Source organism: Pseudomonas sp. Eqa60 (genome assembly GCF_018326405.1).
In the GTDB taxonomy this organism is placed as follows: domain Bacteria; phylum Pseudomonadota; class Gammaproteobacteria; order Pseudomonadales; family Pseudomonadaceae; genus Aquipseudomonas; species Aquipseudomonas protegens.
Genome location: NZ_AP024342.1, coordinates 3921010 through 3944384, shown reverse-complemented (window position 1 = coordinate 3944384; position 23375 = coordinate 3921010). Strand labels below are relative to the sequence as shown.

At 63.1% G+C, this 23375-nt stretch carries 27 protein-coding genes; 12 read left to right on the top strand and 15 right to left on the bottom strand.

The window, feature by feature from the left end:
• Nucleotides 1-87 precede the first annotated feature (87 nt).
• Nucleotides 88-408, top strand: coding sequence for a YbjQ family protein (locus KI242_RS17860; protein WP_011061700.1), 321 nt, complete (start codon nucleotides 88-90; stop codon nucleotides 406-408).
• A 20-nt stretch (nucleotides 409-428) separates the two neighbouring features.
• On the opposite strand, the gene KI242_RS17855 is transcribed toward KI242_RS17860, so the two are convergent.
• The 7 genes from KI242_RS17855 to KI242_RS17825 all read right to left on the bottom strand — a co-directional run bounded on the left by KI242_RS17855 (nucleotide 429) and on the right by KI242_RS17825 (nucleotide 7621).
• A complete protein-coding gene (locus KI242_RS17855) occupies nucleotides 429-821 on the bottom strand; it encodes a VOC family protein (protein WP_019094154.1) in 393 nt (130 codons plus the stop codon).
• Nucleotides 822-909: 88 nt separating this feature from the next.
• On the bottom strand, nucleotides 910-2550 hold the full coding sequence (locus tag KI242_RS17850) for an ATP-binding cassette domain-containing protein (protein ID WP_212805400.1): 1641 nt from the start codon (nucleotides 2548-2550) through the stop codon (nucleotides 910-912).
• Nucleotides 2551-2728: 178 nt separating this feature from the next.
• Nucleotides 2729-3766: a DNA topoisomerase IB gene (locus KI242_RS17845; protein WP_053158950.1), complete on the bottom strand. Its 1038-nt coding sequence runs from the start codon at nucleotides 3764-3766 to the stop codon at nucleotides 2729-2731.
• 80 nt (nucleotides 3767-3846) lie between these two features.
• Nucleotides 3847-4929, bottom strand: a complete 1083-nt coding sequence (gene modC, locus KI242_RS17840; protein ID WP_011061696.1) for a molybdenum ABC transporter ATP-binding protein — start codon at nucleotides 4927-4929, stop codon at nucleotides 3847-3849.
• Nucleotides 4930-4933: 4 nt separating this feature from the next.
• Nucleotides 4934-5614 (bottom strand): molybdate ABC transporter permease subunit, encoded by a 681-nt coding sequence (modB, locus tag KI242_RS17835; RefSeq protein WP_015635894.1) that lies wholly within the window; start codon nucleotides 5612-5614, stop codon nucleotides 4934-4936.
• Entirely contained in the window at nucleotides 5615-6382 is a 768-nt protein-coding gene (gene modA, locus KI242_RS17830) for a molybdate ABC transporter substrate-binding protein (protein WP_011061694.1), read from the bottom strand.
• Nucleotides 6383-6556: 174 nt separating this feature from the next.
• Nucleotides 6557-7621: a nitronate monooxygenase family protein gene (locus KI242_RS17825; RefSeq protein WP_053158945.1), complete on the bottom strand. Its 1065-nt coding sequence runs from the start codon at nucleotides 7619-7621 to the stop codon at nucleotides 6557-6559.
• A 214-nt stretch (nucleotides 7622-7835) separates the two neighbouring features.
• On the opposite strand from KI242_RS17825, the gene KI242_RS17820 reads away from it, so the two are divergent.
• The gene (locus tag KI242_RS17820) at nucleotides 7836-8324 is read left to right on the top strand and encodes a GyrI-like domain-containing protein (RefSeq protein ID WP_011061692.1); all 489 of its coding nucleotides are present in this window, start codon (nucleotides 7836-7838) and stop codon (nucleotides 8322-8324) included.
• Here the strand turns inward: KI242_RS17820 and ada are convergent.
• From ada to KI242_RS17795, 5 genes are all read right to left on the bottom strand, one after another.
• Nucleotides 8276-9361, bottom strand: coding sequence for a bifunctional DNA-binding transcriptional regulator/O6-methylguanine-DNA methyltransferase Ada (gene ada / locus KI242_RS17815; RefSeq protein ID WP_011061691.1), 1086 nt, complete (start codon nucleotides 9359-9361; stop codon nucleotides 8276-8278). The two genes, KI242_RS17820 and ada, sit on opposite strands and share 49 nt — an antisense overlap.
• A gap of 85 nt (nucleotides 9362-9446) precedes the next feature.
• Nucleotides 9447-10127: a DNA oxidative demethylase AlkB gene (alkB, locus tag KI242_RS17810; RefSeq protein ID WP_212805399.1), complete on the bottom strand. Its 681-nt coding sequence runs from the start codon at nucleotides 10125-10127 to the stop codon at nucleotides 9447-9449.
• Nucleotides 10117-10833: a 2OG-Fe(II) oxygenase gene (locus KI242_RS17805; protein WP_011061689.1), complete on the bottom strand. Its 717-nt coding sequence runs from the start codon at nucleotides 10831-10833 to the stop codon at nucleotides 10117-10119. Before KI242_RS17805 ends, alkB begins: the two co-directional genes overlap by 11 nt.
• Before the next feature lie 103 nt (nucleotides 10834-10936).
• Nucleotides 10937-11107 (bottom strand): hypothetical protein, encoded by a 171-nt coding sequence (locus tag KI242_RS17800; protein WP_015635890.1) that lies wholly within the window; start codon nucleotides 11105-11107, stop codon nucleotides 10937-10939.
• Between the two features lie 29 nt (nucleotides 11108-11136).
• Complete coding sequence (locus KI242_RS17795) at nucleotides 11137-11439, bottom strand: DUF1883 domain-containing protein (protein ID WP_011061687.1); 303 nt, start codon at nucleotides 11437-11439, stop codon at nucleotides 11137-11139.
• Nucleotides 11440-11650: 211 nt separating this feature from the next.
• Between KI242_RS17795 and KI242_RS17790 the strand changes: the two genes are divergently transcribed.
• From KI242_RS17790 to KI242_RS17775, 4 genes are all read left to right on the top strand, one after another.
• Complete coding sequence (locus tag KI242_RS17790) at nucleotides 11651-12001, top strand: hypothetical protein (protein ID WP_011061686.1); 351 nt, start codon at nucleotides 11651-11653, stop codon at nucleotides 11999-12001.
• 297 nt (nucleotides 12002-12298) lie between these two features.
• Nucleotides 12299-12949 carry a c-type cytochrome gene (locus KI242_RS17785; RefSeq protein WP_011061685.1) on the top strand — a complete coding sequence of 217 codons (651 nt, stop codon included), beginning with the start codon at nucleotides 12299-12301 and terminating at the stop codon, nucleotides 12947-12949.
• The gene (locus tag KI242_RS17780) at nucleotides 12946-13866 is read left to right on the top strand and encodes a c-type cytochrome (protein WP_011061684.1); all 921 of its coding nucleotides are present in this window, start codon (nucleotides 12946-12948) and stop codon (nucleotides 13864-13866) included. The genes KI242_RS17785 and KI242_RS17780 overlap by 4 nt, the downstream gene beginning before the upstream one ends.
• Nucleotides 13867-13935: 69 nt before the next feature.
• Entirely contained in the window at nucleotides 13936-14166 is a 231-nt protein-coding gene (locus KI242_RS17775; RefSeq protein ID WP_011061683.1) for a hypothetical protein, read from the top strand.
• A gap of 14 nt (nucleotides 14167-14180) precedes the next feature.
• On the opposite strand, the gene KI242_RS17770 is transcribed toward KI242_RS17775, so the two are convergent.
• Nucleotides 14181-14462 carry a hypothetical protein gene (locus tag KI242_RS17770; protein WP_011061682.1) on the bottom strand — a complete coding sequence of 94 codons (282 nt, stop codon included), beginning with the start codon at nucleotides 14460-14462 and terminating at the stop codon, nucleotides 14181-14183.
• 465 nt (nucleotides 14463-14927) lie between these two features.
• Here KI242_RS17770 and galU point away from each other — a divergent pair, with 465 nt between their 5' ends.
• Together galU and gorA are read left to right on the top strand one after the other, a co-directional pair.
• A complete protein-coding gene (gene galU / locus KI242_RS17765; RefSeq protein ID WP_011061681.1) occupies nucleotides 14928-15767 on the top strand; it encodes a UTP--glucose-1-phosphate uridylyltransferase GalU in 840 nt (279 codons plus the stop codon).
• A gap of 130 nt (nucleotides 15768-15897) precedes the next feature.
• Nucleotides 15898-17256, top strand: a complete 1359-nt coding sequence (gene gorA / locus KI242_RS17760; protein WP_077934248.1) for a glutathione-disulfide reductase — start codon at nucleotides 15898-15900, stop codon at nucleotides 17254-17256.
• Here the strand turns inward: gorA and KI242_RS17755 are convergent, their stop codons facing one another.
• The gene (locus tag KI242_RS17755; RefSeq protein WP_212805398.1) at nucleotides 17257-18264 is read right to left on the bottom strand and encodes a DNA-binding protein; all 1008 of its coding nucleotides are present in this window, start codon (nucleotides 18262-18264) and stop codon (nucleotides 17257-17259) included. It lies immediately after the preceding gene.
• Nucleotides 18265-18444: 180 nt separating this feature from the next.
• On the opposite strand from KI242_RS17755, the gene KI242_RS17750 reads away from it, so the two are divergent.
• From KI242_RS17750 to ahpF, 3 genes are all read left to right on the top strand, one after another.
• Nucleotides 18445-19383 (top strand): site-specific integrase, encoded by a 939-nt coding sequence (locus tag KI242_RS17750; protein ID WP_212805397.1) that lies wholly within the window; start codon nucleotides 18445-18447, stop codon nucleotides 19381-19383.
• Nucleotides 19384-19534: 151 nt separating this feature from the next.
• Entirely contained in the window at nucleotides 19535-20098 is a 564-nt protein-coding gene (gene ahpC, locus KI242_RS17745) for an alkyl hydroperoxide reductase subunit C (RefSeq protein WP_011061677.1), read from the top strand.
• 124 nt (nucleotides 20099-20222) lie between these two features.
• A complete protein-coding gene (ahpF, locus tag KI242_RS17740; RefSeq protein ID WP_011061676.1) occupies nucleotides 20223-21788 on the top strand; it encodes an alkyl hydroperoxide reductase subunit F in 1566 nt (521 codons plus the stop codon).
• 172 nt (nucleotides 21789-21960) lie between these two features.
• Here the strand turns inward: ahpF and gloA are convergent, their stop codons facing one another.
• Nucleotides 21961-22482, bottom strand: coding sequence for a lactoylglutathione lyase (gene gloA / locus KI242_RS17735; protein ID WP_011061675.1), 522 nt, complete (start codon nucleotides 22480-22482; stop codon nucleotides 21961-21963).
• A 198-nt stretch (nucleotides 22483-22680) separates the two neighbouring features.
• Between gloA and KI242_RS17730 the strand changes: the two genes are divergently transcribed.
• Nucleotides 22681-23208 carry a DUF4946 domain-containing protein gene (locus KI242_RS17730; RefSeq protein ID WP_011061674.1) on the top strand — a complete coding sequence of 176 codons (528 nt, stop codon included), beginning with the start codon at nucleotides 22681-22683 and terminating at the stop codon, nucleotides 23206-23208.
• Nucleotides 23209-23375: the final 167 nt, after the last annotated feature.

Genomic DNA, 23375 nt, shown 5'->3' with positions numbered 1-23375 from the left:
GGCAAAGCTTTGGGCGGGCTCTGTTACCATCCCCGGTTTTGCCGCCCCGAAGCGCCGGGGCGAGTGGTCCGTTCAAGGGAGAAACACATGATTGTCACCACCACCGCCCATATCGAAGGCCGGGAAATTGCCAGCTACCTGGACATCGTCAGCGCTGAATCGGTCCACGGCATCAACGTGGTCCGTGACCTGTTCGCCGGCATGCGCGACTTTTTCGGCGGCCGCTCCCAGACCTTGGAACGCGCCCTGAAGGAAGCGCGGATACAGGCCACCAATGAAATCAAGGAGCGCGCCCGGCAATGCAACGCCGATGCGGTGGTCGGCGTGGATTTCGAGATCAGCATGCCGGCAGGGCGCGGCGGCATGGTAGTGGTCTTCGCCACCGGCACCGCCGTCAGGCTCAAGTAGCGTTCAACGCCTCCGGGCGTTCAGGGCGCGACCGGGGTGCACAGCTCCACTAAGGTGCCGTCCGGGCAGCGCACATAGGACACCGTCTGCCCCCAGGGCTTGCTTGTGGGGGGCGCCAGTTCCCGGGCACCGTGCTCCAGCGCCCGGGCATGGGCCGCCTGCACGTCTGCGGTGACCAGCCCCAGTTCCATGCCCAGGGGCCTGGGCGAGGAGTGAGCCGCCACATGGCCGGCCGGGAAATTCATTTCTGCCAGGTCATGGTCGGCGAAGGCCAGGGTAGTGCTGCCGGTTTCCAGCTCGCCATAGGTGCCGGATTCGTGGAGAAACCGCCGCTTGAAACCAAAGGCCTGCTCGAAAAAGCGCAAGGAACCTTCGACTTCGGGTACGTAGATGATGGTGTATCCGAACTGCATGGCGTGACGCTCCTGTCCATGGATTGTGAGGCGGCGAATCTAGCACGGGCCTGCGGCTGCGCAGGGCCCGTCGTTGTAAGCCGCTGTTTCATGGTTGCTGCTCCCTGAGGTGCCAGCCCAGGGCCGAGCATTGCAGCTCATGGGTCGGCGCCAGGGCCTGGAGAAAGGCCTGATCGTGGGAGGCCACCACCAGGGCCCCGGGAAAGTCCCGCAGGGCGCATTCGAAGGCCTGCACCGATTCCAGGTCCAGGTGGTTGGTGGGTTCGTCGAGCAACAGCAGTTGGGCTGGGTTGCCGCCCCACAGGGCCAGGGCCAGGGCGGCTTTCAGGCGCTCGCCGCCGCTCAGTTGCGCGCAGGGTTGCAGCACCCGCCGGGCATCCAGTTGCAGGCGTGCCAGGCGGGTACGCAAGGTGCTTTCCTCCAGGGGCGCGGCGGCGTTGCCCAGTTGTTCGAGCAGTGAGTGTGCGGGATCGAGTTGCGCCAGATGCTGATCCAGATAGGCACTGGCTACCGCCACTCGGCATTCGCCGCTCAGTGGCTGCAACTGGCCGGCCAGCAGTTTCAGCAAGGTGGACTTGCCGCAGCCATTGGGGCCGACCAGGGCGATGCGTGCCGGGCCGACGACGTTGCAGGTGAGGCGGCTGGCCGAGGCTTGCGGGTCCAGCCAGGGCAGTTGCGCCTGCAGTAGACTGAATACCGGCTGGCCGGCCTGCAAGGTGGTGGCGGGCAGAGTGAGCAAGGTCGGTGACTGCGCGCCGACCCGGGCAAAGGCGTCGCGCACCTGCTCGTCGAGCTCGCTCTTGTGCCCCTGATGGGCGTGGCGTACCTGGCCCATGATGTCCCGCGCGGCGCCGAGCAGCTTGGCCCGTTCGAAGCCTGAGACGTTGGCGGTCTTGGCGTGCCGGCGCGAGGCCGCGGCGTGGCGCTGGATGGTGTCGTGTTCCCGTTGCAGGCGCTTGTGCTCGCGGCTGCGCTGGGTACGCGCATGGTCCAGCGCCGCCTGCGCCGCCTCGCTGTGGGCCTGGCGCTGCGCCTGGTACAGCGCATAGTTGCCGCCATAGACCTGGGCGCCCTGGGGGCCGAGTTCGACGATGCGTTGCACCTGCATGAGCAACTGGCGGTCATGGCTGACCAGGATCAGCCCGCCACGCCAGCCTTGCAGTTGTTCCGTCAGCCAGCGCCGGCCGTGGCGGTCCAGGTGATTGCTGGGCTCGTCGAGCAGCAGCAGGTCGGCGTTGCCCAGCAGGGCGCCGATCAGCACCACCCGGGCCAGTTGGCCGCCGCTGAGGACGTCCGCCGGGCCCTGCGGTTCCACGTGCTCCAGGCCGGCTTCATCCAGGGCCAGGCGCAGGCGCTGGGCCAGGTCCCAGCGATCATCCACCCGGTGCAGGTCTTCCAGGCTGGCGCTGCCGTCGGCCAGGCGCTCCAGGGCGCCCAGCGTCTCGGCGAGGCCGGCGACCTGGGCCACGCTCTGCCCCGGCTGTACCTGCGGGTCCTGAGGCACATAGGCCACGCTGGCAGTGTGGCTGATGCTCCCGGAGGAGGGTTGCAGGTCGCCGGCGATCAGGCGCAGCAGCAGGGACTTGCCCACGCCATTGCGCCCGACGATGGCCGTGGGCAGGCGATCGAAACTCAGGTTCAGGGCATCAAGCAGGGTTTCGCCATTGGCGAATTGATAGGTCAGCTGGTTCAGGGAAACCAGTGCGGGCAGCCGGGTGACGTGAGTCATCAGCACCTCCGGAAAATGTGGCAACAGGCCAATGAGCGCTAGCAGTGCTCATCGCGGATACATTTTTGGAAGGCTTAGTTGTTCACGTCGGCAATCGTCCTTGGACGGGAAAGAAGGTGCGTAGCCTAACCTCAGAATTCTCTGGCTGACAAGTACGCAAATTCGAAGGTGGCCGTCGTCAGGCCTGTTGGGCCTCCTTCGCCAGGCGCCGCAGAAAGTTCGCCAGGCCCGCTTCCTCGGCCTTCAGGCCCTGGCGGGCCCGGGCCTTGGGCAACTGCGCCAACTCACCGAGGACGAAGCGCTCCAGCAGCGCCGGATGGATGTAGCACTTGCGGCACACCGCCGGAGTGTTACCCAGTTCCCGGGCCACTTCCTTGACCGTTGCCACTATGTGTCTCTTCGCCTCGGCCTGGGGCTCCCAAGGCTGCTGGCGCAACCGCTCCAGGGCCAGGACGCTGCCGGCCCAGGTGCGGTAGTCCTTGGCGGTGAAGTCGGCTCCGGTCAGTTGCTGCAGGCAGGCGTTGATGTCCGACGAGCTGACGTGGTGCCGTTGACCGTCTTCGTCCAGGTACTGGAACAGCTGCTGCCCAGGCAACTCCAGGCAGCGCTTGACCACCCGTGCCAGGCGCGGGTCCTTGACGGTGATCTGGTGCTCGACCCCGCTCTTGCCACGGAACTGGAAGTGGATGGCGCTGCCGCTGACCTGTACATGGCGGTTGCGCAACGTGGTCAGGCCGTAGGAGCGATTGTCCCGGGCATACTGGCTGTTGCCGACGCGGATCAGGGTTTCATCCAGCAGCAGGATCAAGGTGGCCATGACCTTTTCCCGGCTGAAGCCGGGCACCGCCAATTGCGCCTGCAACTGCCGGCGCAGCTTGGGCAAGGCGTTGCCGAACGCCAGCAGGCGGGCGTACTTGTCACCGTCGCGCACTTCGCGCCAACGCGGGTGGTAGCGGTACTGCTTGCGGCCCCTTGCGTCGCGGCCGGTGGCCTGCAGATGGCCTTTGGGGTCGGGGCAGATCCACACCTCTGCGTAGGCCGGGGGAATCGCCAGGGCGTTGATCCGCTGTACCTCGGCGGCCTGGGTAAGGCGCTGGCCCTGGGCGTCGTAGTAGACGAACTTGCCCCGCAGCTTGCGCCGCCGGATGCCCGGCTGGCGGTCGTCGGTGTAGTGCAGGTCGGCGGGCAGGGCGGGGGTATCGCAAGCGTCGGGCATGGCGGCAGGTCCTGGGCAAAGTGCGGGCCGGTAGACCATGGACCGCGGCCTCGGCCAAGGGTGCCGATTTTCTCTGCGGTTTACGCCAGGACGGCCACTGCCTTGATCTGTGCCCAGAGTTGCTGCCCGGGGTGCAGGCTCAACTGGTCCCGGGAGAAGCGGGTGATGCGCGCCAGCAACGGGCTGCCCGCCACGTCCAGACGCACCAGCACATGGGCGGCGTTGTCCGCGGGGATTTCGTCGCGCACCGTTACCGGCAGGCGGTTGAGGATGCTGCTGTGCTCGCTGTCCTGCAGGCTCAGGCTGACGTCCCGGGCCTGGACCTTGAACCGCAAGGCCTTGCCCAGTGCCAGAGGCTCGTGGGCCACGCGGATCGTCAGCTGGCTGCCGGGCAGTTGCAGGGTCAGCAACTGGTAGTCCGGGTCGTAATGGCTGACCCGGCCTTCCACCACCACGCCCGCGTCGTCACCCAGGGCCAGGGGCAGGTCCAGGCGCGCCAGGGTCTCGCCCACGGGGCCGCTGGCCAGGGCCCGGCCATCGCTGAGCAGGACGATATGGTCGGCCAGGCGCGCCACTTCATCCTGGGAGTGGCTGACGTACAGCACCGGGATATCCAGCTCGTCGTGCAAGCGTTCCAGGTAGGGCAGGATCTCGCTTTTGCGTTTCGAATCCAGGGCCGCCAGGGGCTCGTCCATCAGCAGCAGCCGCGGGCTGGTGAGCAGCGCCCGGGCAATACCGATGCGCTGGCGCTCGCCGCCGGAAAGGTGCTGCGGGTGGCGCTGCAGCAGGTGGCCGATGCCCAGCAGTTCAGTGGCCTGGGCCATGTCCACCCGGCGCTGTGCCTTGGCAATGCGCCGCAGGCCGAATTCCAGGTTGGCTTGCACGGACAGGTGGGCGAACAGGCTGGCCTCCTGGAACACATAGCCCAGGGAGCGCTTGTGGGGCGGGACGAACAGCTTGCGCTGGCTGTCCTGCCAGACTTCGTCGTTGATCTGGATGCGCCCGCGGCCGGCTTTTTCCAGGCCAGCGATGCAGCGCAGGCAGGTGGTCTTGCCCGAGCCCGAATGTCCATACAAGGCTGTTACCCCGCGCCCTGGCAGTTGCAGGTCGAGATCCAGGGCGAAGTCCTGGTAGCCCAGGTGCAGCTTGACGTGAATGCTCATCGGCTCAGCTCCAGCCGGCTTTGGTCTTGCGGCTGGAGTACAGCGCCAGCAGCACCAGGAACGAGAACACCAGCATGGCCCCGGCCAGCCAGTGGGCCTGGGCGTATTCCATGGCCTCGACGTGATCGTAGATCTGCACCGAGACCACTCGGGTCTTGTTGGGGATGTTGCCGCCGATCATCAGCACCACGCCGAACTCGCCGACGGTGTGGGCAAAGCCGAGGATCGAGGCTGTGATGAAGCCTGGCCGCGCCAGGGGCAGGATCACCGTGAAAAAGGTGTCCCAGGGGTTGGCGCGCAGGGTTGCGGCCACTTCCAGGGGACGGCTGCCAATGGCAGAAAAGGCATTTTGCAACGGCTGTACCACGAAGGGCATGGAGTAGATCACCGAGCCCAGCACCAGGCCGGCAAAACTGAACGTCAGGGTGCCCAGCCCCAGGGACTGGGTGAACTGGCCGAAGAAGCCGTTGGGCCCCAGGGCCAGCAACAGGTAGAAACCTATCACCGTGGGTGGCAGCACCAGGGGCAGAGCCACCACGGCGCCGATCGGCCCCCGCAGCCAGGAGCGGGTGCGCGACAGCCACAGGGCTATCGGAGTGCCGACCACCAGCAGGATCAGCGTGGTCAGGGACGCCAGCTTGAGGGTCAGCCAGATGGCGGAAAAATCGGCACTCGACAGGCTCATTTACAGTTGGTAGCCGTAGGACTTGATCACCGCGGCGGCTTTTGGCCCCTTGAGGTAGTCCACCAGTGCCTTGGCGGCCGGGTTGTCCTTGCCCTTGTTGAGGATGACCGCGTCCTGCTTGATCGGGTCGTGCATCTGGGCCGGGACGATCCAGGCCGAACCGCTGGTGACCTTGCCGTCCTTGTAGATCTGCGACAGGGCGACGAAGCCCAGCTCGGCATTGCCGGTGGAAACGAACTGATAGGCCTGGGTGATGTTCTGGCCTTCGACAATCTTGTCCTTGACCTTGTCGGTCAGGCCCAGCTTGGCCAGTACCTGGGTTGCGGCCAGGCCGTAAGGCGCGGCTTTCGGGTTGGCGATGGACAGATGCTGGTACTGGTTGTCCTTGAGCACCTGGCCCTTGGCGTCGACGTAGCCGTCCTTGGCCGACCACAGGGCCAGGGTGCCGATGGCGTAGGTGAAGCGCGAGCCCTTGACGATGTCGCCTTCGCTTTCGAGCTTTTGCGGGGTGCTGTCGTCGGCGGAGAGGAAGACTTCAAAAGGCGCGCCGTTCTTGATCTGGGTATAGAACTGCCCGGTAGCGCCGTAGGCGGCCACCAGTTTGTGCCCGGTGTCTTTCTCGAAGTCGGCGGCAATCGCCTGGATCGGTGCGGTGAAGTTGGCGGCCACCGCGACCTGGACTTCATCGGCCTGGGCCGAACCCAGGGCGAAGACAGCGAGCAGGGCGGCGAGGCAAGTCGGGGCAAAACCTGAGGCGCGAAGGTTCATCAAACAGCTCCATTGGGGGGACGGATGCGTTGGGCAGTGAGTTATTGGAAGGGGCCTGCACCAAGGCAAGGGGGAATCGCTATATAGCGGAATATATAGCGATTTGTCGATGAACGGAACTCTGTTGCCAGCGCTTGTTGCCCGGGCCGCGATGTGGATCGCGGCTCTAGTGAATCAGCGTCTGCGCAGTTGTGCCAGGGTTTGTTCGGCCAGGCGCAGGGTCAGTTCGTAGGCGGGCAGTTCCACCCCCAGGCGCAGGGCCTGGCCGGCCCAGAGGTTGGCGAAGTCCGCCTCGTCCTTGGCACGCAGCGGCATCAAGGCGCCGCCGGCCCGGGGGAAGGCCGGCGCCAACGGGCTGATGGGGCCGATTTCGCGCATGACGCGGTTGACGATGCCCCGGGCCGGGCGCCCGGTGAACAGGTTGGTCAACGCGGTTTCGCTTTCCTTGGCGTGGCGCAGGGCATGGTGGTGGGCGGCGCTGACCTTGGCTTCCGGGGTGAACAGGTAAGCGGTGCCCAGTTGCACCGCCGAGGCTCCCAGGGCCAGCGCCGCGACGATGCCCCGGGCATCGCCGATGCCGCCGGCGGCAATCACCGGCAGTTGCACCGCGTCGACGATCTGCGGCACCAGGGCCATGGTGCCGACCTGGCTGTTGAGATCGTCGCCGAGGAAGATTGCCCGGTGGCCGCCGGCTTCGTAGCCCATGGCGATGATCGCGTCGCAGCCGCGCTCCTCCAGCCAGAGCGCTTCATCGACGGTGCTGGCCGAGGACAGCACCTTGGCTCCGGTGGCCTTGACCCGGGCCAGCAACGAAGGCTCTGGAAGGCCGAAGTGGAAACTCACGACTTCAGGGCGCAACTCTTCCACCAGTTGGCAGGTGCTCTCATCGAAGGGCGCGCGGTTGCTGACCGGGGTCGGAGCATCGAAGTCGGCGCCCAGCTCGCGATAGTAGGGCTCCAGGGCGTTCTTCCAGCGTTGCTCGTGTTCGGCATCGACGGGCTGCACCTGGTGGCAGAAGAAATTCAGGTTCAATGGGTTCTGCGTGGCTGAGCGAATCACCTGTACTTCCTGGCGGATCTGCCCGGCGTCGAGCATGGCGCAGGGCAGGGAGCCCAGAGCACCGGCCCGGGAGGCGCCGATCACCATGGCGGAGCCGGAGGGGCCGGCCATGGGCGCTTGGATGATGGGCAGGGCGATACCCAGCAGGTCTAAGAGGCGGCGATCAGTCCATTGGCTCATTTGCGGGAATTCTCCGTCGGCAGGTTTAGACGATGCAGCCCGTGGTTTTTATCAGGAGATGGCGCCCCGAGGCCAGCTGACTTTTCCACGGGGCTCGATTCCAGGCCTTTGCAACCGATACAGCGGCCGCTGCCGACGGCTGTCGGCGGCGTCGATCCGGCGCTAGACTGCGGCGGATATTTTTCCTCATCGCACCCCTCAAGGAAGGCTGGCCATGGATGTAAAACTGCGTGAAGTACTGCCGTTCAGCGTTGCAGGCCTGCAAGTAAGGACCCTCAACGCCGCCGAGCAACAGGCCGACAGCGCCCGGATCGGGCCGATGTGGCAGCGCTTCTATGTCGAGGGGCTGTTCGACAAGATCAGCCCTCGCCAGGCTGATTCGTTCGTCTACGGCGTCTATTCCAACTACGAGTCCGATGCCAGCGGGCACTTCGACGTGACCGCCGGCGTGGCGCTGGAAGGTGCCTGCGCCGACTACCCGAGCGTGGCTGTCCAGGGCGGGGACTACCTGGTGTTCAGTGCCAAGGGCGCGATGCCCGATTGCGTGATCCAGACCTGGGGGCTGATCTGGGCCTACTTCCAGGACAACCCCCAGGTCCGGCGCGCCTTCGCCACGGATTTCGAGGTCTACACCAGTGCCGATTCGGTGGCGATCTACATCGGCATCGAGGCCTCGCAGGCCGCTTCGCGCTCCAGCAACTGACGCTTGCGTTCCACACCCCAGCGGTAGCCTGAAAGGCTGCCGTCGCTGCGTACCACCCGGTGGCAGGGAATGGCCACCGCCAGGCTGTTGGCCGCGCAGGCCTGGGCCACGGCGCGCATGGACTTGGGCGCGCCAATGCGCTGGGCAATTTCGGCGTAACTGGCGGTGCTGCCCAGAGGAATGCTCCTCAGGGCCTGCCATACCCGCTCCTGGAACACCGTGCCCTGCAGATCCAGGGGCAGGTCCAGGCCAATGGCCGGGGCCTCGATAAACCCCACTACCTGGGCGACCAGGCGCTCGAAATCGCGGTCGGCACCGATCAGGTTGGCCCGGGGGAACTTGTCCTGCAGTTGCTCCAGCAGCGGGCCGGGTTCATCCCCCAGGAGAATCGCACACACACCGCGCGCGCTTTGCGCCACCAGTATTGCCCCCAGGGAACACTGGCCGAGGGCGAAGCGGATATCGGTGTTGGGGCCGCCGGCGCGGTAGTCGCTGGGCGTCATGCCCAGCAACTGGTCGGCCGCTTCGTAGAAACGGCTGTTGGAGTTGAAGCCGGCGTCATACAGGGCTTCGGTGACCGACTGGCCGCGTTCCAGGTGGGAGCGTACCTTGCGTGAGCGTTGCGCGTTGGCATAGGCCCGGGGGGTCAGCCCGGTGGCGGCCTTGAACACTCGGTGAAAGTGATAGCTGCTCATGCCGGCCTGCTGCGCCAGCTGGCCCAGGCTGGGCGGTGTTTCGGCGCCCTCGATCTGCCGGCAGGCCAGCGCCACCAGCGTGGCATGGTGCGCCGCGACCTGGGTCTGGTCACTGGCCAGGCGCTTGCTCGGGCGGTAGCCGGCGGCTTCGGCTTGCTCGGCGCTGTCGAAGAATTCGACATTCTCGGCCTTGGGCAAGCGCGACAGGCTGCTGGGGCGGCAATAGACGCCGGTGGTGCGCACGGCGTAGACAAAGCTGGCGTCGGCGCTGGCATCGCGCTTGAGCACGGCTTGCCAGCGGGGGTCCTGTTCGATGCGGTGCTTGCGCGACAAGGCGGTCATGGTCGGTACTCGGTAAGCGGTGGCGGCCAGATTAACCAAGCTGGGGCCGTTCGGCACTCCGGGCCTTGCGCTTGAATTCTCAACGTCAGCCGGCCCGGCGCAAGGTCAGGTTGATCCGTTGCTGGCCCAACAGCGGGTGGTGGCCGTCCTTGAGGGCCAGCACTCCGTGATAGCGCAGGCGGTCGACGCCGCCCCAGACCACCACATCGCCATGCAGCAGCGCGACCCGCTGGCTCTTGTCGCTGCGCTGCCGGCCGCCGAAGAGAAAGATCGCCGGCAGGCCCAGGGACAGGGACACGATAGGGGCCGAGTAGTCGCGCTCGTTCTTGTCCTGATGCAGTGACATCTTTGCCCCCGGCCGGTAGCAGTTGATCAGGCAGGAGTCCGGGGCGAACCCGGGAAAGCCGGCCGCCTCGGCCGCGGCTTCGGCCAGCTCCTGGAATACCTTGGGCAGTGCTGGCCAGGGGCGCTGGCTTTGCGGGTCGATGGGGCTGTAGCGGTAGCCGCTGCGGTCGGTGGTCCAGCCCAGTTGCCCGCAACTGCTGAGGCCCACCGACATGGTGAAGCCGCCGGGCATCTGCATCTGGCGAAAGGGTGCGGCGGCGAGCACGGCATCGAGTTGCGGCAGCAGCGCTTCGACCCAGGGCAGGGCGAAGCCGCGCAAGACCCGGGACTCTGGGCCCAGGACCTCGACGCGGGCAGGCTGCTGCAGGTCGCTGTCACTGAACAGCCCGAGGGTGGCTGGGCCGTCATCATTACAGTGCATCGTGAAAAATCACTCCAAGGGTATGGCGCTGGCCACTGTGAACGCGGCTGACACCGTGGCGCAAGGTCACCCGATAGTGCCCGCGCGCTCCGGCTACCGGGCGATGATGCACGGCGAAAACCAGCCCATCACCCTGCTTCAGACCAATGACCTGCGGCCGCGATTGCATGCGTGGGCGCTGTTCGGTGAGCACCAGTTCACCGCCGCTGAAGTCGCTTCCCGGCTGCGACAACAGGAAGGCCACTTGCAAGGGGAATACATGCTCGCCGTACAGATCCTGGTGCAGGCAGTTGTAGTCCCCGGGGCCGTATTGCAGCAGCAAGGGCGTCGGGCGCATCTGCCCGGCGTCGTGGCAGCGCTGGATGAAGGCGGCGTGTTGCATCGGATATTGGACGTCGATGTTCATCAGGCGGTTCCAGCGGTTGGCCTGGTCCACCAGGCGCGGGTAGAGCAACTGGCGCAATTGCGCCACGGGCTCCGGCAGCGGATAGCCAAAATACTGGTACTGGCCACGGCCAAAACCATGGCGGGCCATGATCACTTTCGAGCGAAACAACTCGGGGCTCTGGTAAAGCCGGCTCAGGGCCTGGCATTGCGCTGGGGTCAACAGGCCTTCGAGGCGGGCGCAGCCGTCCTGGTCGAGGGCCTGCTCGATGCGGGCCCAATCCAGTTGTTGCAGGCGATCGTGTAGCGAGGGGGCAGGCATGGCGGGAGTGTCCTGGGCGGTAGGGAACCCGGTCAGTCTGCGGCACGGTTGGCCGCGGAACACTCCGTTGCTTGCGCTTGAATCGGTGGTGCGCAGCGGCGCTCTACAAGGCCTTGCTGACGCTGACGTCGCTGATGACATCGTCGGACTGGCCATGCAGCGCCTCGAGGGCGGCCCGGGCTTCTTCCTCGGAGCCGGTCTGCAACTGGGCGAATTCGAAGCGGCGCTCACCGTTGAGCTTGTATTTGATGACGTACTTGGTGGTCTGGGGCACGGGGCTACCTGTTGTCGCGAGGGGAGGGCTTAGCGCAGTTTCGAGCTGGAGCGGCGAATGATGCGGATCGAATGCGTCAGGTTCGGCTTGCGGGTCACGCTGATGGGCCGACGGTTGACGGTGTCGATGGTGATGTTCCAGAAGCCAGTGCTGGGGGCGGTGATCTTTGCCGGGAACTTGTCGAAGGCGCCGCCGTGATAGGTATGACGGCCGCCGTTCTTGAAACTGCGGAAGTTGGCGTCGCTCATCAGGCGAATGTTACAGACCTGGGAGCATTCGATGACGACGATATCGTCTTCGTTCAGGTGCTCGCGCTGGTGGATGAATTTCATGGGCGCCTCCAGAAGGGCTATAGCTACAAAAGCAAAAAACGTTTGCGTGGGCGGTGACGCAGTTTATCAGGCCCAAAGGAGTATTATTCGGCCCCGGCGTCGAGCTTTGACAATTTAAAACAGTTATTTGGATTTTTATCGGCGATAAAGCCGTGCCTCCGGAGAAAAACGGCGCCTTTGCTGTCGGAGGGACTTTATTGGAGATTTTTATATGAAGCGCTGGGTGTGGGTTCTGGTCTTGGCCATCGGCGGTTGCGCAAGCGTCTCGGACATCAACCAGACACCGCCAACCCTGAGCGTGATTTCCGGCAAGAAGCCTCAGGAATACGCCAAGTGCCTAGCCGACAAGCTCTCCGGCAGCCGCGGCGCGCTGCAGGTCGAGCCGCACAAGGACGGCTTTCGGGTACTAGTGCCCCAGAGCCTGTCGCCGGCCCCGGCTGCAGTGTTCTACATTGAGGCGCGTTCCGGTGGCAGCAGCATCAAGCTGCACGAGCAGATGAGCAACAACCCCTTGCGCCCTCAGGATGTGCGCAAGGCCGGTGAAGACTGTATCTCCGGCTAAGCCGTTGCTCCCTGCGGGTGACCGGCCCCGGTTACCCGCTTGCATCCCTTCTCCAGACTTTGCCCCAGGCCCCGGGTAGCGCCGCCAAGCGCGGCCCGGGGCTGCTTTTGCGTGGGCAGAAGCCTTGTTGCACTGCGGCGATTAGCCGCTTTTTTTCGCCTGGTAAAACCTTGTTTTGCTGTTCGGTATTCGATAGGCGCGGGGCAATTTCGCGTTGTCCCGGTGGATCAATTGACCTACTATTTGTGTGCTTATGCCATGCAGGTCTAAGCATATAACTAGAATAATGGAGTTCATATGATCCCACTGGATCGAATGCTATTGAGTGGCCTGATGCTGCTGTTGGTTCAAACTGCCCATGCCGTGGAGGGGCAGAAAGTCTTTACCCAGGGAGGCGCCCAGCCGGGGGCGACGGCTTGCCTGGCCTGCCATGGTGCCGATGGCATGGGCCTGGCTCCGGCCGGGTTTCCACGCCTTGCCGGGTTGCCAGCGGGATATCTGGGCAAGCAGTTGCACGACTTTCGCAGCGGCGCCCGCACCAGCCCTGTGATGCAACCGCTGGCCAAGGCCTTGAGTGAAGAGGAAATCACCGCGGTCACCACGACCCTGGCCGCCATGCCTGCGCCCAAGCTGGCTCCTGTCAGCCGTAGCCAGGTGGCCACCGGTGTCGGTGAGCGCCTGGCCCTGCGTGGTGCCTGGGAACGGCAAGTGCCCGAGTGCGTCAGTTGCCACGGACCGGGTGGCGTGGGCGTCGGTACCGCCTTCCCACCCCTGGCCGGGCAGCCTGCCAGCTACCTGGTGGCACAGCTCAACGCCTGGCGTGAAGGTACCCGCCACAACGACCCCAATGACTTGATGGGGCACATCGCCAAATCCCTGAGCGCCGAAGAAGTGGCTGCCGTGGCGGACTACTTTGCAACCTTGAACTCCCAGGAGGCGCGCCCATGAAACTATTGATTCCAGGGGCGCTGCTGAGCCTGCTCGCGATCCAGGTCCAGGCGGCCACCATCGCCATGGAGGACCAGTCGCAGATCCCGGCGCCGAGCGCTTCCGCCCATGTCGAGTACTTCAAGCCGCCGGCTGAAAGCGAGCTGCCGGACAACGCCTACGGCAAACTGGTACGCGAAGGCTACGCCCTGTTCGTCGATACCAAGCGCCTGGCGCCGCAGTTCGTTGGCAACGGCCTCAATTGCAGCAATTGCCACCTTGATCAGGGGCGCCTGGCCAACTCGGCGCCACTGTGGGGCGCGTACCCGATGTACCCGGCCTATCGCAAGAAGAACGACAAGGTGAATACCTTTGCCGAGCGCCTGCAAGGCTGTTTTCAGTTCAGCATGAACGGTGGCAAGCCGCCGGCGGCGGACAGTCCGCAGATTACCGCGCTGTCGGTGTATGCCTACTGGCTGGCGAGCAAGGCGCCGCTGGGCGTCGAGCTGCCCGGGCGCGGGTATCCCGACGTGGCGCAGCCCGCCAAAGGCTACGACCTCAAGCAGGGTGCGGCGGTGTATCAGGCGCAGTGTGCGGTTTGCCACGGTGACAACGGCCAGGGCCAGAAGGCCGGTGCGGATTACGTGATGCCGCCACTCTGGGGCAAAGATTCCTACAACTGGGGTGCAGGAATGCACCGGATCAATACTGCGGCGTCCTTCATCAAGCACAACATGCCTCTGGGCAAGGGCGGCAGCCTGAGCGATCAGCAGGCCTGGGACGTGGCGGCGTTCGTCAACAGCCACGAGCGGCCGCAGGACCCGCGCCTGGTGGAGGGTTCCATCGAGAAGACCCGGGTCAAGTTCCACGCCAATGATGGGGTGAATTTGTACGGTCAGACGGTAGAAGGCGTGCTGATAGGCCAGGGCATCCGATAAACTAGCGCCCATTGTTGCCGGTGCCGCCCGGGCTCACGCCTGGACGGCATCGATTTTTTGGGAGAAAGCATGAAGCGGGAAGATGTCAGGGCAAAGCATGCAGAGGGCTTGATCTCTGCCACCCACGTGATCCAGAACCCGGCCAATTCAGGGGAATGGATTGTGTTTTTCAAGAAGAGCGCCGGGCGCAGCTATTTTCTGGTGGACGACAGCGACGAGGTGGAATCTTTCTGCCGTCTCGACGACCTGATCGAAACTATTCGTGGCCTGGGCATCAAGTTCGCCGAAATTCATATGTAGAGGGCGTGCGCCTTCTACTTGCAGACCACTACCACGCTGCGGCTCTTATAGTTGCCAACATCGACGCCGAGGGTCTTGTCGCTTTCCTTGGTGGCGGGCGTGCCGACAGTGCTGACGATCCGATAGCCGGTGCCGGCGCAGGACGCCTCGGCTTTCTCGTAACAGCTGGCCCAGGAGCTGGCCTCGCCAGAGCAATCGATGCTCAGGCCTTGTTCGCCATTGGCCAGGTAGGTATTGGAGGCGGTGGCACATCCACTCAGGGCCAGTACTGCGGTGACAGTGAAAAGTCTGTTCATGGGGGATTTCGTCATCTGAGGGGGAGGGGGTGAAGTGGCCGTGCATGCCAGTGGCGATGCTATAGCTAATGGCCATTTCGGTACAGCACGTCACCTTAGTCCTCCGCGGGCCTGCAAAAGTGCCGCAGCCCCTCTGGGTGAGGGGGTTGTGGTGCCTGCGGGTGAACATCGCCAGGGCGAAAACGGTGCCATCATGGAGTCCGGATGGCCCGCCTTGGCCGTTGAGTCGAGGGTGTGCCTGGCCGATGCCTGGGGCATTCCGGCAACCCTGTGCAGGTGCCGGTTTACAAGCGCTGCGCGGTGATGGAGGTTTACCTGGCAGGCTATCTGGAGGATGCTGCGGAACTATCTGGCACTTTATTTCTCTATGATGGCAGCGGTTAGCCAGCGCGGGGCATTGTAAGGCGCTCGCGCCCTCATTAGACTGCGCCGAAACTCGTACACACAGCCTTTTTAAGGACTCATATGATCAAGAAATGCTTGTTCCCAGCAGCCGGTTACGGTACTCGCTTCCTGCCAGCGACTAAAGCCATGCCTAAAGAAATGCTGCCGGTGGTGAACAAGCCACTGATCCAGTACGGCGTTGAAGAAGCGCTGGATGCCGGATTGAATGAAATCTCCATCGTGACCGGCCGCGGCAAGCGCGCCCTCGAAGACCACTTCGACATCAGTTACGAGCTGGAAAACCAGATCAAGGGCACCGACAAGGAGAAATACCTGGTCGGTATCCGCAAGCTGCTGGACGAGTGCTCGTTCTCCTACACTCGCCAGACCGAAATGAAAGGCCTGGGCCACGCCATTCTGACTGGCCGCCCGCTGATCGGTGACGAACCCTTCGCCGTGGTGCTGGCGGACGACCTGTGCGTCAACCTCGAAGGCGACGGCGTACTGACCCAGATGGTCAAGCTGTACAAGCAGTTCCGCTGCTCGATCGTGGCCATCCAGGAAGTCGATCCGCAGGAAACCAACAAGTACGGCGTGATTGCTGGCGAGATGATCCGTGACGACATCTACCGCGTTCACAGCATGGTCGAGAAGCCAAAGCCGGAAGACGCACCGTCGAACCTGGCGATCATCGGTCGTTACATCCTGACTCCGGACATCTTTGACCTGATCGAGCAGACCGAGCCGGGCAAGGGTGGCGAGATCCAGATCACCGACGCCCTGATGAAGCAGGCGCAGAACGGCTGCGTGATGGCCTACAAGTTCAAGGGCAAGCGTTTCGACTGCGGTGGTGCCGAAGGCTACATCGACGCAACCAACTTCTGCTTCGAGAACTTCTACAAGACCGGCAAGGCTTACTGATAGCCGCTGCACGGGTTTTTCGGAAAAGCCACCTTCGGGTGGCTTTTTCATTTGTCGCCCTTATGTAGACCTCTGCGCTGACCCGATCGCCATCTGCGGTTATGCTTGTCAGCCTGCCTGGGAGAGTGAAATGGCCTACGATTTTGATCTTTATGTAATTGGTGCCGGTTCCGGCGGTGTGCGCTGCGCGCGATTCGCGGCGGGTTTTGGCGCGAAGGTCGCGGTCGCTGAAAGCCGCTATCTGGGCGGTACCTGTGTCAACGTCGGCTGCGTGCCGAAAAAGCTGCTGGTGTACGGCGCGCACTTCGCCGAAGACTTCGAGCAGGCCTCGGGTTTCGGCTGGTCCCTGGGTGAGGCGAATTTCGATTGGGCGACCCTGATCGCCAACAAGGATCGCGAAATCAATCGCCTCAACGGCATCTACCGCAATCTGCTGGTCAACAGCGGCGTGACCCTGCATGAAGGCCACGCCAAGCTGATCGATCCGCACCAGGTAGAGGTCAACGGCCGGCGCTACAGCGCCAAGCACATCCTCATTGCCACCGGCGGCTGGCCACAGATCCCGGATATCCCGGGGCGTGAGCATGCCATCAGTTCCAACGAGGCCTTCTTCCTCAAGGAGCTGCCCAAGCGCGTGCTGGTGGTGGGCGGTGGCTACATCGCGGTGGAGTTTGCCGGGATCTTCCATGGCCTGGGCGCCGATACCCAGCTGTTGTATCGCGGTGAGCTGTTCCTGCGCGGTTTCGACGGCGCAGTGCGCAAGCACTTGCAGGAGGAACTGACCAAGCGTGGTTTGGGCCTGCAGTTCAATGCCGACATCGAGCGCATCGACAAGCAGGCCGACGGCAGTCTTGAGGTCACCCTCAAGGATGGTCGCAAGCTGGCCGCCGATTGTGTGTTCTATGCCACCGGGCGCCGGCCGATGCTGGACAACCTGGGGCTGGAGAATACCGGCGTGAAGCTCGACAAGCGCGGTTTCATCGAAGTGGACGAGCAGTATCAGAGCAGTGAGCCGTCGATCCTGGCGATTGGCGATGTCATCGGCCGCGTGCAACTGACGCCGGTGGCCCTGGCCGAGGGCATGGCCGTGGCTCGGCGCCTGTTCAAGCCCGAGCAGTACCGTCCCGTGGATTACCAGATGATTCCTACGGCGGTGTTCAGCCTGCCGAACATCGGTACCGTCGGCCTCACCGAAGAGCAGGCGCGAGAAGCGGGGCATAAGGTGCAGATTTTCGAGAGCCGCTTCCGGCCGATGAAACTGACCCTGACCGACTGCCAGGAACGCACCCTGATGAAGCTGGTGGTGGACGCCGACAGCGACAAGGTCCTGGGGTGCCACATGGTCGGCCCGGATGCCGGTGAAATCGTTCAGGGCCTGGCAATTGCCCTGAAGGCGGGGGCGACCAAGCGCGACTTCGACGAAACCATCGGCGTGCACCCGACGGCCGCCGAAGAGTTCGTCACCATGCGTACGCCTGTCGCGGGCTGATCAAGCCTTCGCAGGTGCGTCTGGCTGGGCCTTGGTGGCAGCAGCCAGGCGCAACGCCTCCAGGCCGGCCTCGGCCTTGGTGGCGCGCAACTCCATCTCCTTGCTCGATCGAGCCTGTTTCCTGGTTTGTTCCTTGAGTGCCTGAACTTCTTCCTGGGCAACGCGCAGGCGTTCCTGGAGCAGGGTGCTTTCGCTGTCCTGGCGGGCGACCTGTTCGCTCAGGCGGGCCTGTAGCGCCGAGTTCTTGCTGGCGGCATCCTGGGCTTGCTTGAGCTCTTTGTGGATGGCGCGCTGTTCGCTGAGCAGGCGCTCGTTATCGCGATGCAGTTGGGTGATCTCGTCCTGGCGTACCAGCGCGCTCTGTTGGGCCTGGCGCAGCTCCATCTGGATCTGTTGCAGCTGCCCTTCGTGGCGGCGCTGCTCCTGTTCGCGCTGTTCCTTGCTGGCCGCGCGGTAGTGCTCTAGAGCGTCCCTGGCATGCAGGTGCTTTTCCTCCAGGGAGTGGATCTGCTGCTCCTTGTCCTCCAGCCGCAGCTCAAGGCCCTTGAGTGCCTGGTTGAGTTCGGCGTTGCGGGTCTGTTCGCTCTGCAGCATGGAGCGAGTGTCTTGCAGGGCGGCGCTTTCCCCGGCCAGGGCGCTGGCTTGAATCTGCAACTGCTGTTGCAACTGCTCCTGAAGCTGGTGGGCTTCGTTCAACTGGTGTGCCAGCACCTGCTTCTGTTCTTCGAAGTGGGCGAGGGCTTGCTCCAGGGGTTCCTGGGCCTGCTCCTGCAGGCGTTGCGCCAGGCGCCCGACCAGCTCGCCCAGTTCTTGGTCCAGGGGCGCAGGGCCGCTGTCACGCCGGCTGGCGCCGTCATCCAGCTCCTTGAGATAGCGGTGGATGGTGGTTTTCGAGCCGGTATTACCCATTTCGATGCGTACTGCGTCGATGCTGGGGTGTTCGCCGCGGGCAAGAATCGCCTGACGCGCTTTCTTCACCACCGCCTTGTTTATGCCTCCGCGAGCCATGCATCCTCCGACGATTTAATACTGTGTTACGTGGTATGTAATTACATGGAATTGTACAGAAGATGTGAAATTATCAAAAGCCTGAAACTGACATGGGATATTATGGTGTTACCCCGTGTGATAGGCGCTGAGGGCGGTTTTCGCCAGCCATCGCCGTACATTTGCCTGAGTTGAGCTGCCATGAGCGAGCTGGATCGTTATCTGCAAGCCGCCACCCGCGACAACACCCGTCGCAGCTATCGGGCGGCCATCGAGCATTTCGAAGTGCAGTGGGGCGGTTTCCTTCCGGCTACGGCCGAAAGCGTGGCCCGCTACCTGGCCGCCTATGCCGGTGAGCTGTCGGTCAATACCCTGCGGTTGCGCCTGTCGGCCCTGGCCCAGTGGCACAGCAGCCAGGGCTTTGCCGACCCGACCAAGGCACCGGTGGTGCGCCAGGTGTTCAAGGGCATCCGTGCGCTGCACCCGGTACAGGAAAAACAGGCGCAACCCTTGGAGCTGCAGCACCTGGAACAGGTCGTCGCCTGGCTAGATGAGGAGGTCGCGAGTGCCGCAGCTGAACAGCGCCAGGGGGATCTGTTACGTGCCCGGCGTGATCGGGCGCTGATCTTGCTGGGCTTCTGGCGCGGCTTTCGCAGTGATGAGCTGTGCCGCTTGCAGATCGAGCATGTGCAAGCGGTGGCCGGGTCGGGCATCAGCCTCTACCTGCCCCGCAGCAAGAGTGACCGTGACAACCTTGGGCGGACCTTTCACACCCCGGCCTTGCTGCGCCTGTGCCCGGTGCAGGCCTATATCGAGTGGATCAACAGCGCGGCGCTGGTGCGCGGGCCGGTGTTTCGCGGCATCAACCGCTGGGGGCGCCTGAGCGAGCAGGGGTTGCATGCCAATAGCGTGATCGCGTTGCTGCGCCAAGCCCTGGAGCGTGCCGGTATCGCTGGCGAACACTACACCAGCCATTCCCTGCGCCGGGGCTTCGCCACCTGGGCGCACCGCAGCGGTTGGGATCTGAAATCACTGATGAGCTATGTCGGCTGGAAGGACATGCAGTCCGCCATGCGCTACGTCGAGGCCAACCCGTTCATGGGCATGGCGCGCATCGGCGAGAAGCCGGTACAGCAGTAGATTAAGGTTTCTTCTATTAATACTGTTGGCTGATAGTCAAAACCAATCGGCAGCATCAGGTTTGCCAATGAGCCAAGGGGCGATTCATTGGTTAGGATTCTCCCCATCAAGTTTTCACCCAATGTTCTCAACCACTGATGGAGAGTCAACGATGCCTATCATCAACAGCCAAGTTAAACCCTTCAAAGCTACCGCATTCAAAAACGGCGCATTCGTCGAAGTGTCGGACGCCGATCTGAAAGGCAAATGGTCTGTCGTGTTCTTCTACCCGGCTGACTTCACCTTCGTGTGCCCAACCGAGCTGGAAGACCTGGCCGACAACTACGCCGAATTCCAGAAGCTGGGCGTCGAGATCTACAGCGTTTCCACCGACACCCACTTCGCTCACGCTGCCTGGCACAACACTTCGCCAGCCATCGGCAAGATCCAGTACACCATGATCGGCGACCCGACCCTGGCCATCTCCCGCAACTTCGATGTGCTGATCGAAGAAGCCGGTCTGGCTGACCGCGGCACCTTCGTGATCAACCCGGAAGGGCAGATCAAGATCGTTGAAATCAACGACGGCGGTGTAGGCCGTGACGCTTCCGAGCTGCTGCGCAAGATCAAGGCCGCTCAGTACGTCGCTGCTCACCCAGGCGAAGTCTGCCCAGCCAAGTGGAAAGAAGGCGAGGCCACCCTGGCTCCGTCCCTGGACCTGGTCGGCAAGATCTAAGTCCATGCATTACCCAAGGGCGGTGATCCGCACTTAAGTCAGCTGCACCGCCCTTAAACAACGCCCGGGCGAGATTCGCTCGGGCGTTGTTTTTTCTACCGAATCAAAACAGGAGATCGCCCGTATGTTGGACGCCAATCTTAAAGCTCAGTTGAAGTCTTACCTGGAACGGGTCACCCAGCCGATCGAGATCGTAGCCTCCCTCGACGACGGTGCGAAATCCCAGGAAATGCTCGCGTTACTCAAAGACATTGTCAGTCTTTCCAACCAGATTACCTTGCTCGATAACGGCAGCGACGCGCGCAAGCCTTCGTTCTCGTTGAATCGCCCGGGAAGTGATATCAGCCTGCGTTTCGCCGGTATTCCCATGGGCCACGAATTCACCTCCCTGGTGTTGGCCTTGCTGCAAGTGGGTGGTCATCCATCCAAGGCCAGTGCCGAGGTGATCGAGCAGATCCGCTCGCTCAAGGGCGAGTTCAATTTCGAAACCTACTTCTCGCTGTCCTGCCAGAACTGCCCGGACGTGGTCCAGGCGCTGAACCTGATGGCGGTGCTCAACCCCAACATACGTCACGTGGCCATCGATGGCGCGCTGTTCCAGGCCGAAGTCGATGAACGCAAGGTCATGGCGGTGCCCAGTGTCTACCTCAATGGCGTGAACTTCGGCCAGGGGCGCATGGGGCTGGAGGAAATCCTCGCCAAGCTCGACACCGGTGCGGTGGAGAAGCAGGCGCAGAAACTCAACGCCAAGGAAGCCTTCGACGTGCTGGTGGTCGGCGGTGGTCCAGCGGGTGCTTCGGCAGCCATCTACGCCGCTCGCAAAGGCATCCGTACCGGTGTGGCTGCCGAGCGTTTCGGTGGCCAGGTGCTGGACACCATGGCGATCGAGAACTTCATCTCGGTGCAGGCAACTGAAGGGCCGAAGCTGGCCGCCGCCCTGGAAGAGCACGTCAAGCAGTACGACGTGGACATCATGAACCTGCAGCGGGCCAGTGCCCTGGTGCCGGCCAAGGAAGTCGGCGGCTTGCACGAGATCCAGTTCGAAAGCGGCGCCAGCCTCAAGGCCAAGTCGGTGATCCTGGCTACCGGTGCCCGCTGGCGCGAGATGGGCGTGCCGGGTGAGCAGGAATACAAGGCCAAGGGCGTGTGCTTCTGCCCGCACTGCGACGGCCCGCTGTTCAAGGGCAAGCGTGTGGCGGTGATTGGCGGCGGCAACTCCGGTGTCGAAGCGGCCATCGACCTGGCGGGTATCGTCAGCCACGTGACCCTGCTGGAGTTCGACAGCAAGCTGCGGGCGGATGCGGTGTTGCAGCGCAAGCTCTTCAGCCTGCCCAACGTCAAAGTCATCACCAGCGCCTTGACCAGCGAAGTGAAGGGTGACGGCCAGAAGGTCACCGGCCTGGCCTACAAGGACCGTGATTCGGGCGAGTTCCACACGGTGGACCTGGAAGGCATCTTTGTGCAGATCGGCCTGTTGCCCAACACAGATTGGCTCAAGGGCACCGTCGAGCTGTCGCCTCGTGGCGAGATCATCGTCGATGCCCGCGGCGAGACTTCGCTGCCTGGGGTATTTGCTGCAGGTGACGTCACCACGGTGCCCTACAAGCAGATCGTGATAGCCGTGGGCGAGGGCGCCAAGGCTTCCCTCAGTGCATTCGATCACTTGATCCGTACCTCAGCACCGGCTTGATCGGTCGCTTAGAAAAACAAAACCCCATGAGCCTGGCTCATGGGGTTTTTTATTGCTGTGCCGGCAGGCACCGGCTTGTCGCTGAAGTGGCCGCTGGGTCTTGCGCCGCCCTTGAGAGCGGGAGTGCTGACAATCCAGCTTCTACACAGGCCGGCTTCGCACCTGCATAGGTTTATAGCGGTGCTGGCTGGATGATCTCGACCCAGTAGCCGTCCGGGTCCTTGATGAAGGCCAGGCTTTTCATCCGGCCATCGTTCAGGCGCTTCTGGAAATCGCAGCCCAGGGCTTCGAAGCGCTCGCAGGCGGCGACGATGTCCGGCACCGAGATACAGATGTGGCCGAAGCCGCGCGGGTCGCTGTTGCCGTTGTGGTAGGCGAAGGCTGGATCGTTCTCGGTGCCGTGGTTGTGGGTCAGTTCGAGAATGCCGGGAATCGACTTCATCCACTCGGTTCGCGCGCCAGCGTCTGCCGGGATCTGTGCCTTGTCCACCAGGGCCAGGAAGTACAGGCTGAACTCGGCTTCAGGGAAGTCGCGTTTTTCCACCAGGGAAAAGCCCAGGACCCGGGTGTAGAAGTCCAGGGAGCGAGTGATGTCCTTGACGCGCAACATGGTGTGGTTGAACACGAAACGGGCAGTGGCCGCATCCGGTTGGGCGGTCACGCCGGGAAAGGTATTGAGTTCGTTGAGGCTCATGGGCCCTCCAGAAGAAAGTGCGGCCAAGACTGCTTGCCGGGGCAAGCAGCCTTGGCTGGCAATGGTTCGGACATCCTTGGGATCGGGCAATGATACGCAAGTGGGTCGGCTGGCGCCAAACCCAAAGCTCCTGATCTATTGCCCATTCCTGGCGCCGGGCTCAGACTTCCAGGCCCCTTTACCTCAGTGTGCAAACGCATGATCGAGTCTTTTAAGTTCCGCGCCGCAGCTCTGTTGCTACTGGCGCTGGCCGGTGTTGCAGAGGCCGAGCCGCAAGTGACCTGGCCCCAGGGCTGGACGGTGGAACCGCTGCCGGCCCCAGAAGGCGAAGAGGCCGCCAAGGTGTCCCGGCAGAGAGCGGTCAAGAGCGATACCGCTGGCAATCCACTCATGGTCATGGAGTTGACCATGACTCAGGTGGACAGTGGGCATGTAGTCAATCTGCAGGGGGTATTGCTGGAGATGCGCAAGTCGGTGCAAAAGGACTTTGCCCAGGGCGGTTATCAGAGTGTCTGTAACAAGATTCATGCCGCGCAGTTGAGTCGTCTCGAGGCGCTGGAGACTACTTGCACCATTACCCAGAATGGCCGGCATGTGCTCTCGCAAACATTGGTGGCGGCACTGAATGGGGATAAGGCTTATGTACTTTCATACGCTGGCCAGGCTGCGGCTTTTGCCGAGAGCCAGGATGAAATACTCGCTGTACGAAACGGCCTTAAACTTTAAGGAAAAATCTGAACCAATCGGTTCGCTTTCTGCGGGTTACCCGTTCGTTAGCGAAAAGGCATTAAGCCTGAAGTTGCTTGGGAATCAGACGTTATTGCACGATGTATCAGCTAGGGAGAGGGGTGGGATCTCGCTCGGCTCTTCCCTTAGATGCAAGTCGTAATAAG

Coding starts and splice junctions, on each gene's coding strand:
- KI242_RS17860 (WP_011061700.1), top strand. CDS start 88: ATGATTGTCACCACCACCGCCCATATCGAAGGCCGGGAAATTGCCAGC.
- KI242_RS17855 (WP_019094154.1), bottom strand. CDS start 821: ATGCAGTTCGGATACACCATCATCTACGTACCCGAAGTCGAAGGTTCC.
- KI242_RS17850 (WP_212805400.1), bottom strand. CDS start 2,550: ATGACTCACGTCACCCGGCTGCCCGCACTGGTTTCCCTGAACCAGCTG.
- KI242_RS17845 (WP_053158950.1), bottom strand. CDS start 3,766: ATGCCCGACGCTTGCGATACCCCCGCCCTGCCCGCCGACCTGCACTAC.
- modC (WP_011061696.1), bottom strand. CDS start 4,929: ATGAGCATTCACGTCAAGCTGCACCTGGGCTACCAGGACTTCGCCCTG.
- modB (WP_015635894.1), bottom strand. CDS start 5,614: ATGAGCCTGTCGAGTGCCGATTTTTCCGCCATCTGGCTGACCCTCAAG.
- modA (WP_011061694.1), bottom strand. CDS start 6,382: ATGAACCTTCGCGCCTCAGGTTTTGCCCCGACTTGCCTCGCCGCCCTG.
- KI242_RS17825 (WP_053158945.1), bottom strand. CDS start 7,621: ATGAGCCAATGGACTGATCGCCGCCTCTTAGACCTGCTGGGTATCGCC.
- KI242_RS17820 (WP_011061692.1), top strand. CDS start 7,836: ATGGATGTAAAACTGCGTGAAGTACTGCCGTTCAGCGTTGCAGGCCTG.
- ada (WP_011061691.1), bottom strand. CDS start 9,361: ATGACCGCCTTGTCGCGCAAGCACCGCATCGAACAGGACCCCCGCTGG.
- alkB (WP_212805399.1), bottom strand. CDS start 10,127: ATGCACTGTAATGATGACGGCCCAGCCACCCTCGGGCTGTTCAGTGAC.
- KI242_RS17805 (WP_011061689.1), bottom strand. CDS start 10,833: ATGCCTGCCCCCTCGCTACACGATCGCCTGCAACAACTGGATTGGGCC.
- KI242_RS17795 (WP_011061687.1), bottom strand. CDS start 11,439: ATGAAATTCATCCACCAGCGCGAGCACCTGAACGAAGACGATATCGTC.
- KI242_RS17790 (WP_011061686.1), top strand. CDS start 11,651: ATGAAGCGCTGGGTGTGGGTTCTGGTCTTGGCCATCGGCGGTTGCGCA.
- KI242_RS17785 (WP_011061685.1), top strand. CDS start 12,299: ATGATCCCACTGGATCGAATGCTATTGAGTGGCCTGATGCTGCTGTTG.
- KI242_RS17780 (WP_011061684.1), top strand. CDS start 12,946: ATGAAACTATTGATTCCAGGGGCGCTGCTGAGCCTGCTCGCGATCCAG.
- KI242_RS17775 (WP_011061683.1), top strand. CDS start 13,936: ATGAAGCGGGAAGATGTCAGGGCAAAGCATGCAGAGGGCTTGATCTCT.
- KI242_RS17770 (WP_011061682.1), bottom strand. CDS start 14,462: ATGAACAGACTTTTCACTGTCACCGCAGTACTGGCCCTGAGTGGATGT.
- galU (WP_011061681.1), top strand. CDS start 14,928: ATGATCAAGAAATGCTTGTTCCCAGCAGCCGGTTACGGTACTCGCTTC.
- gorA (WP_077934248.1), top strand. CDS start 15,898: ATGGCCTACGATTTTGATCTTTATGTAATTGGTGCCGGTTCCGGCGGT.
- KI242_RS17755 (WP_212805398.1), bottom strand. CDS start 18,264: ATGGCTCGCGGAGGCATAAACAAGGCGGTGGTGAAGAAAGCGCGTCAG.
- KI242_RS17750 (WP_212805397.1), top strand. CDS start 18,445: ATGAGCGAGCTGGATCGTTATCTGCAAGCCGCCACCCGCGACAACACC.
- ahpC (WP_011061677.1), top strand. CDS start 19,535: ATGCCTATCATCAACAGCCAAGTTAAACCCTTCAAAGCTACCGCATTC.
- ahpF (WP_011061676.1), top strand. CDS start 20,223: ATGTTGGACGCCAATCTTAAAGCTCAGTTGAAGTCTTACCTGGAACGG.
- gloA (WP_011061675.1), bottom strand. CDS start 22,482: ATGAGCCTCAACGAACTCAATACCTTTCCCGGCGTGACCGCCCAACCG.
- KI242_RS17730 (WP_011061674.1), top strand. CDS start 22,681: ATGATCGAGTCTTTTAAGTTCCGCGCCGCAGCTCTGTTGCTACTGGCG.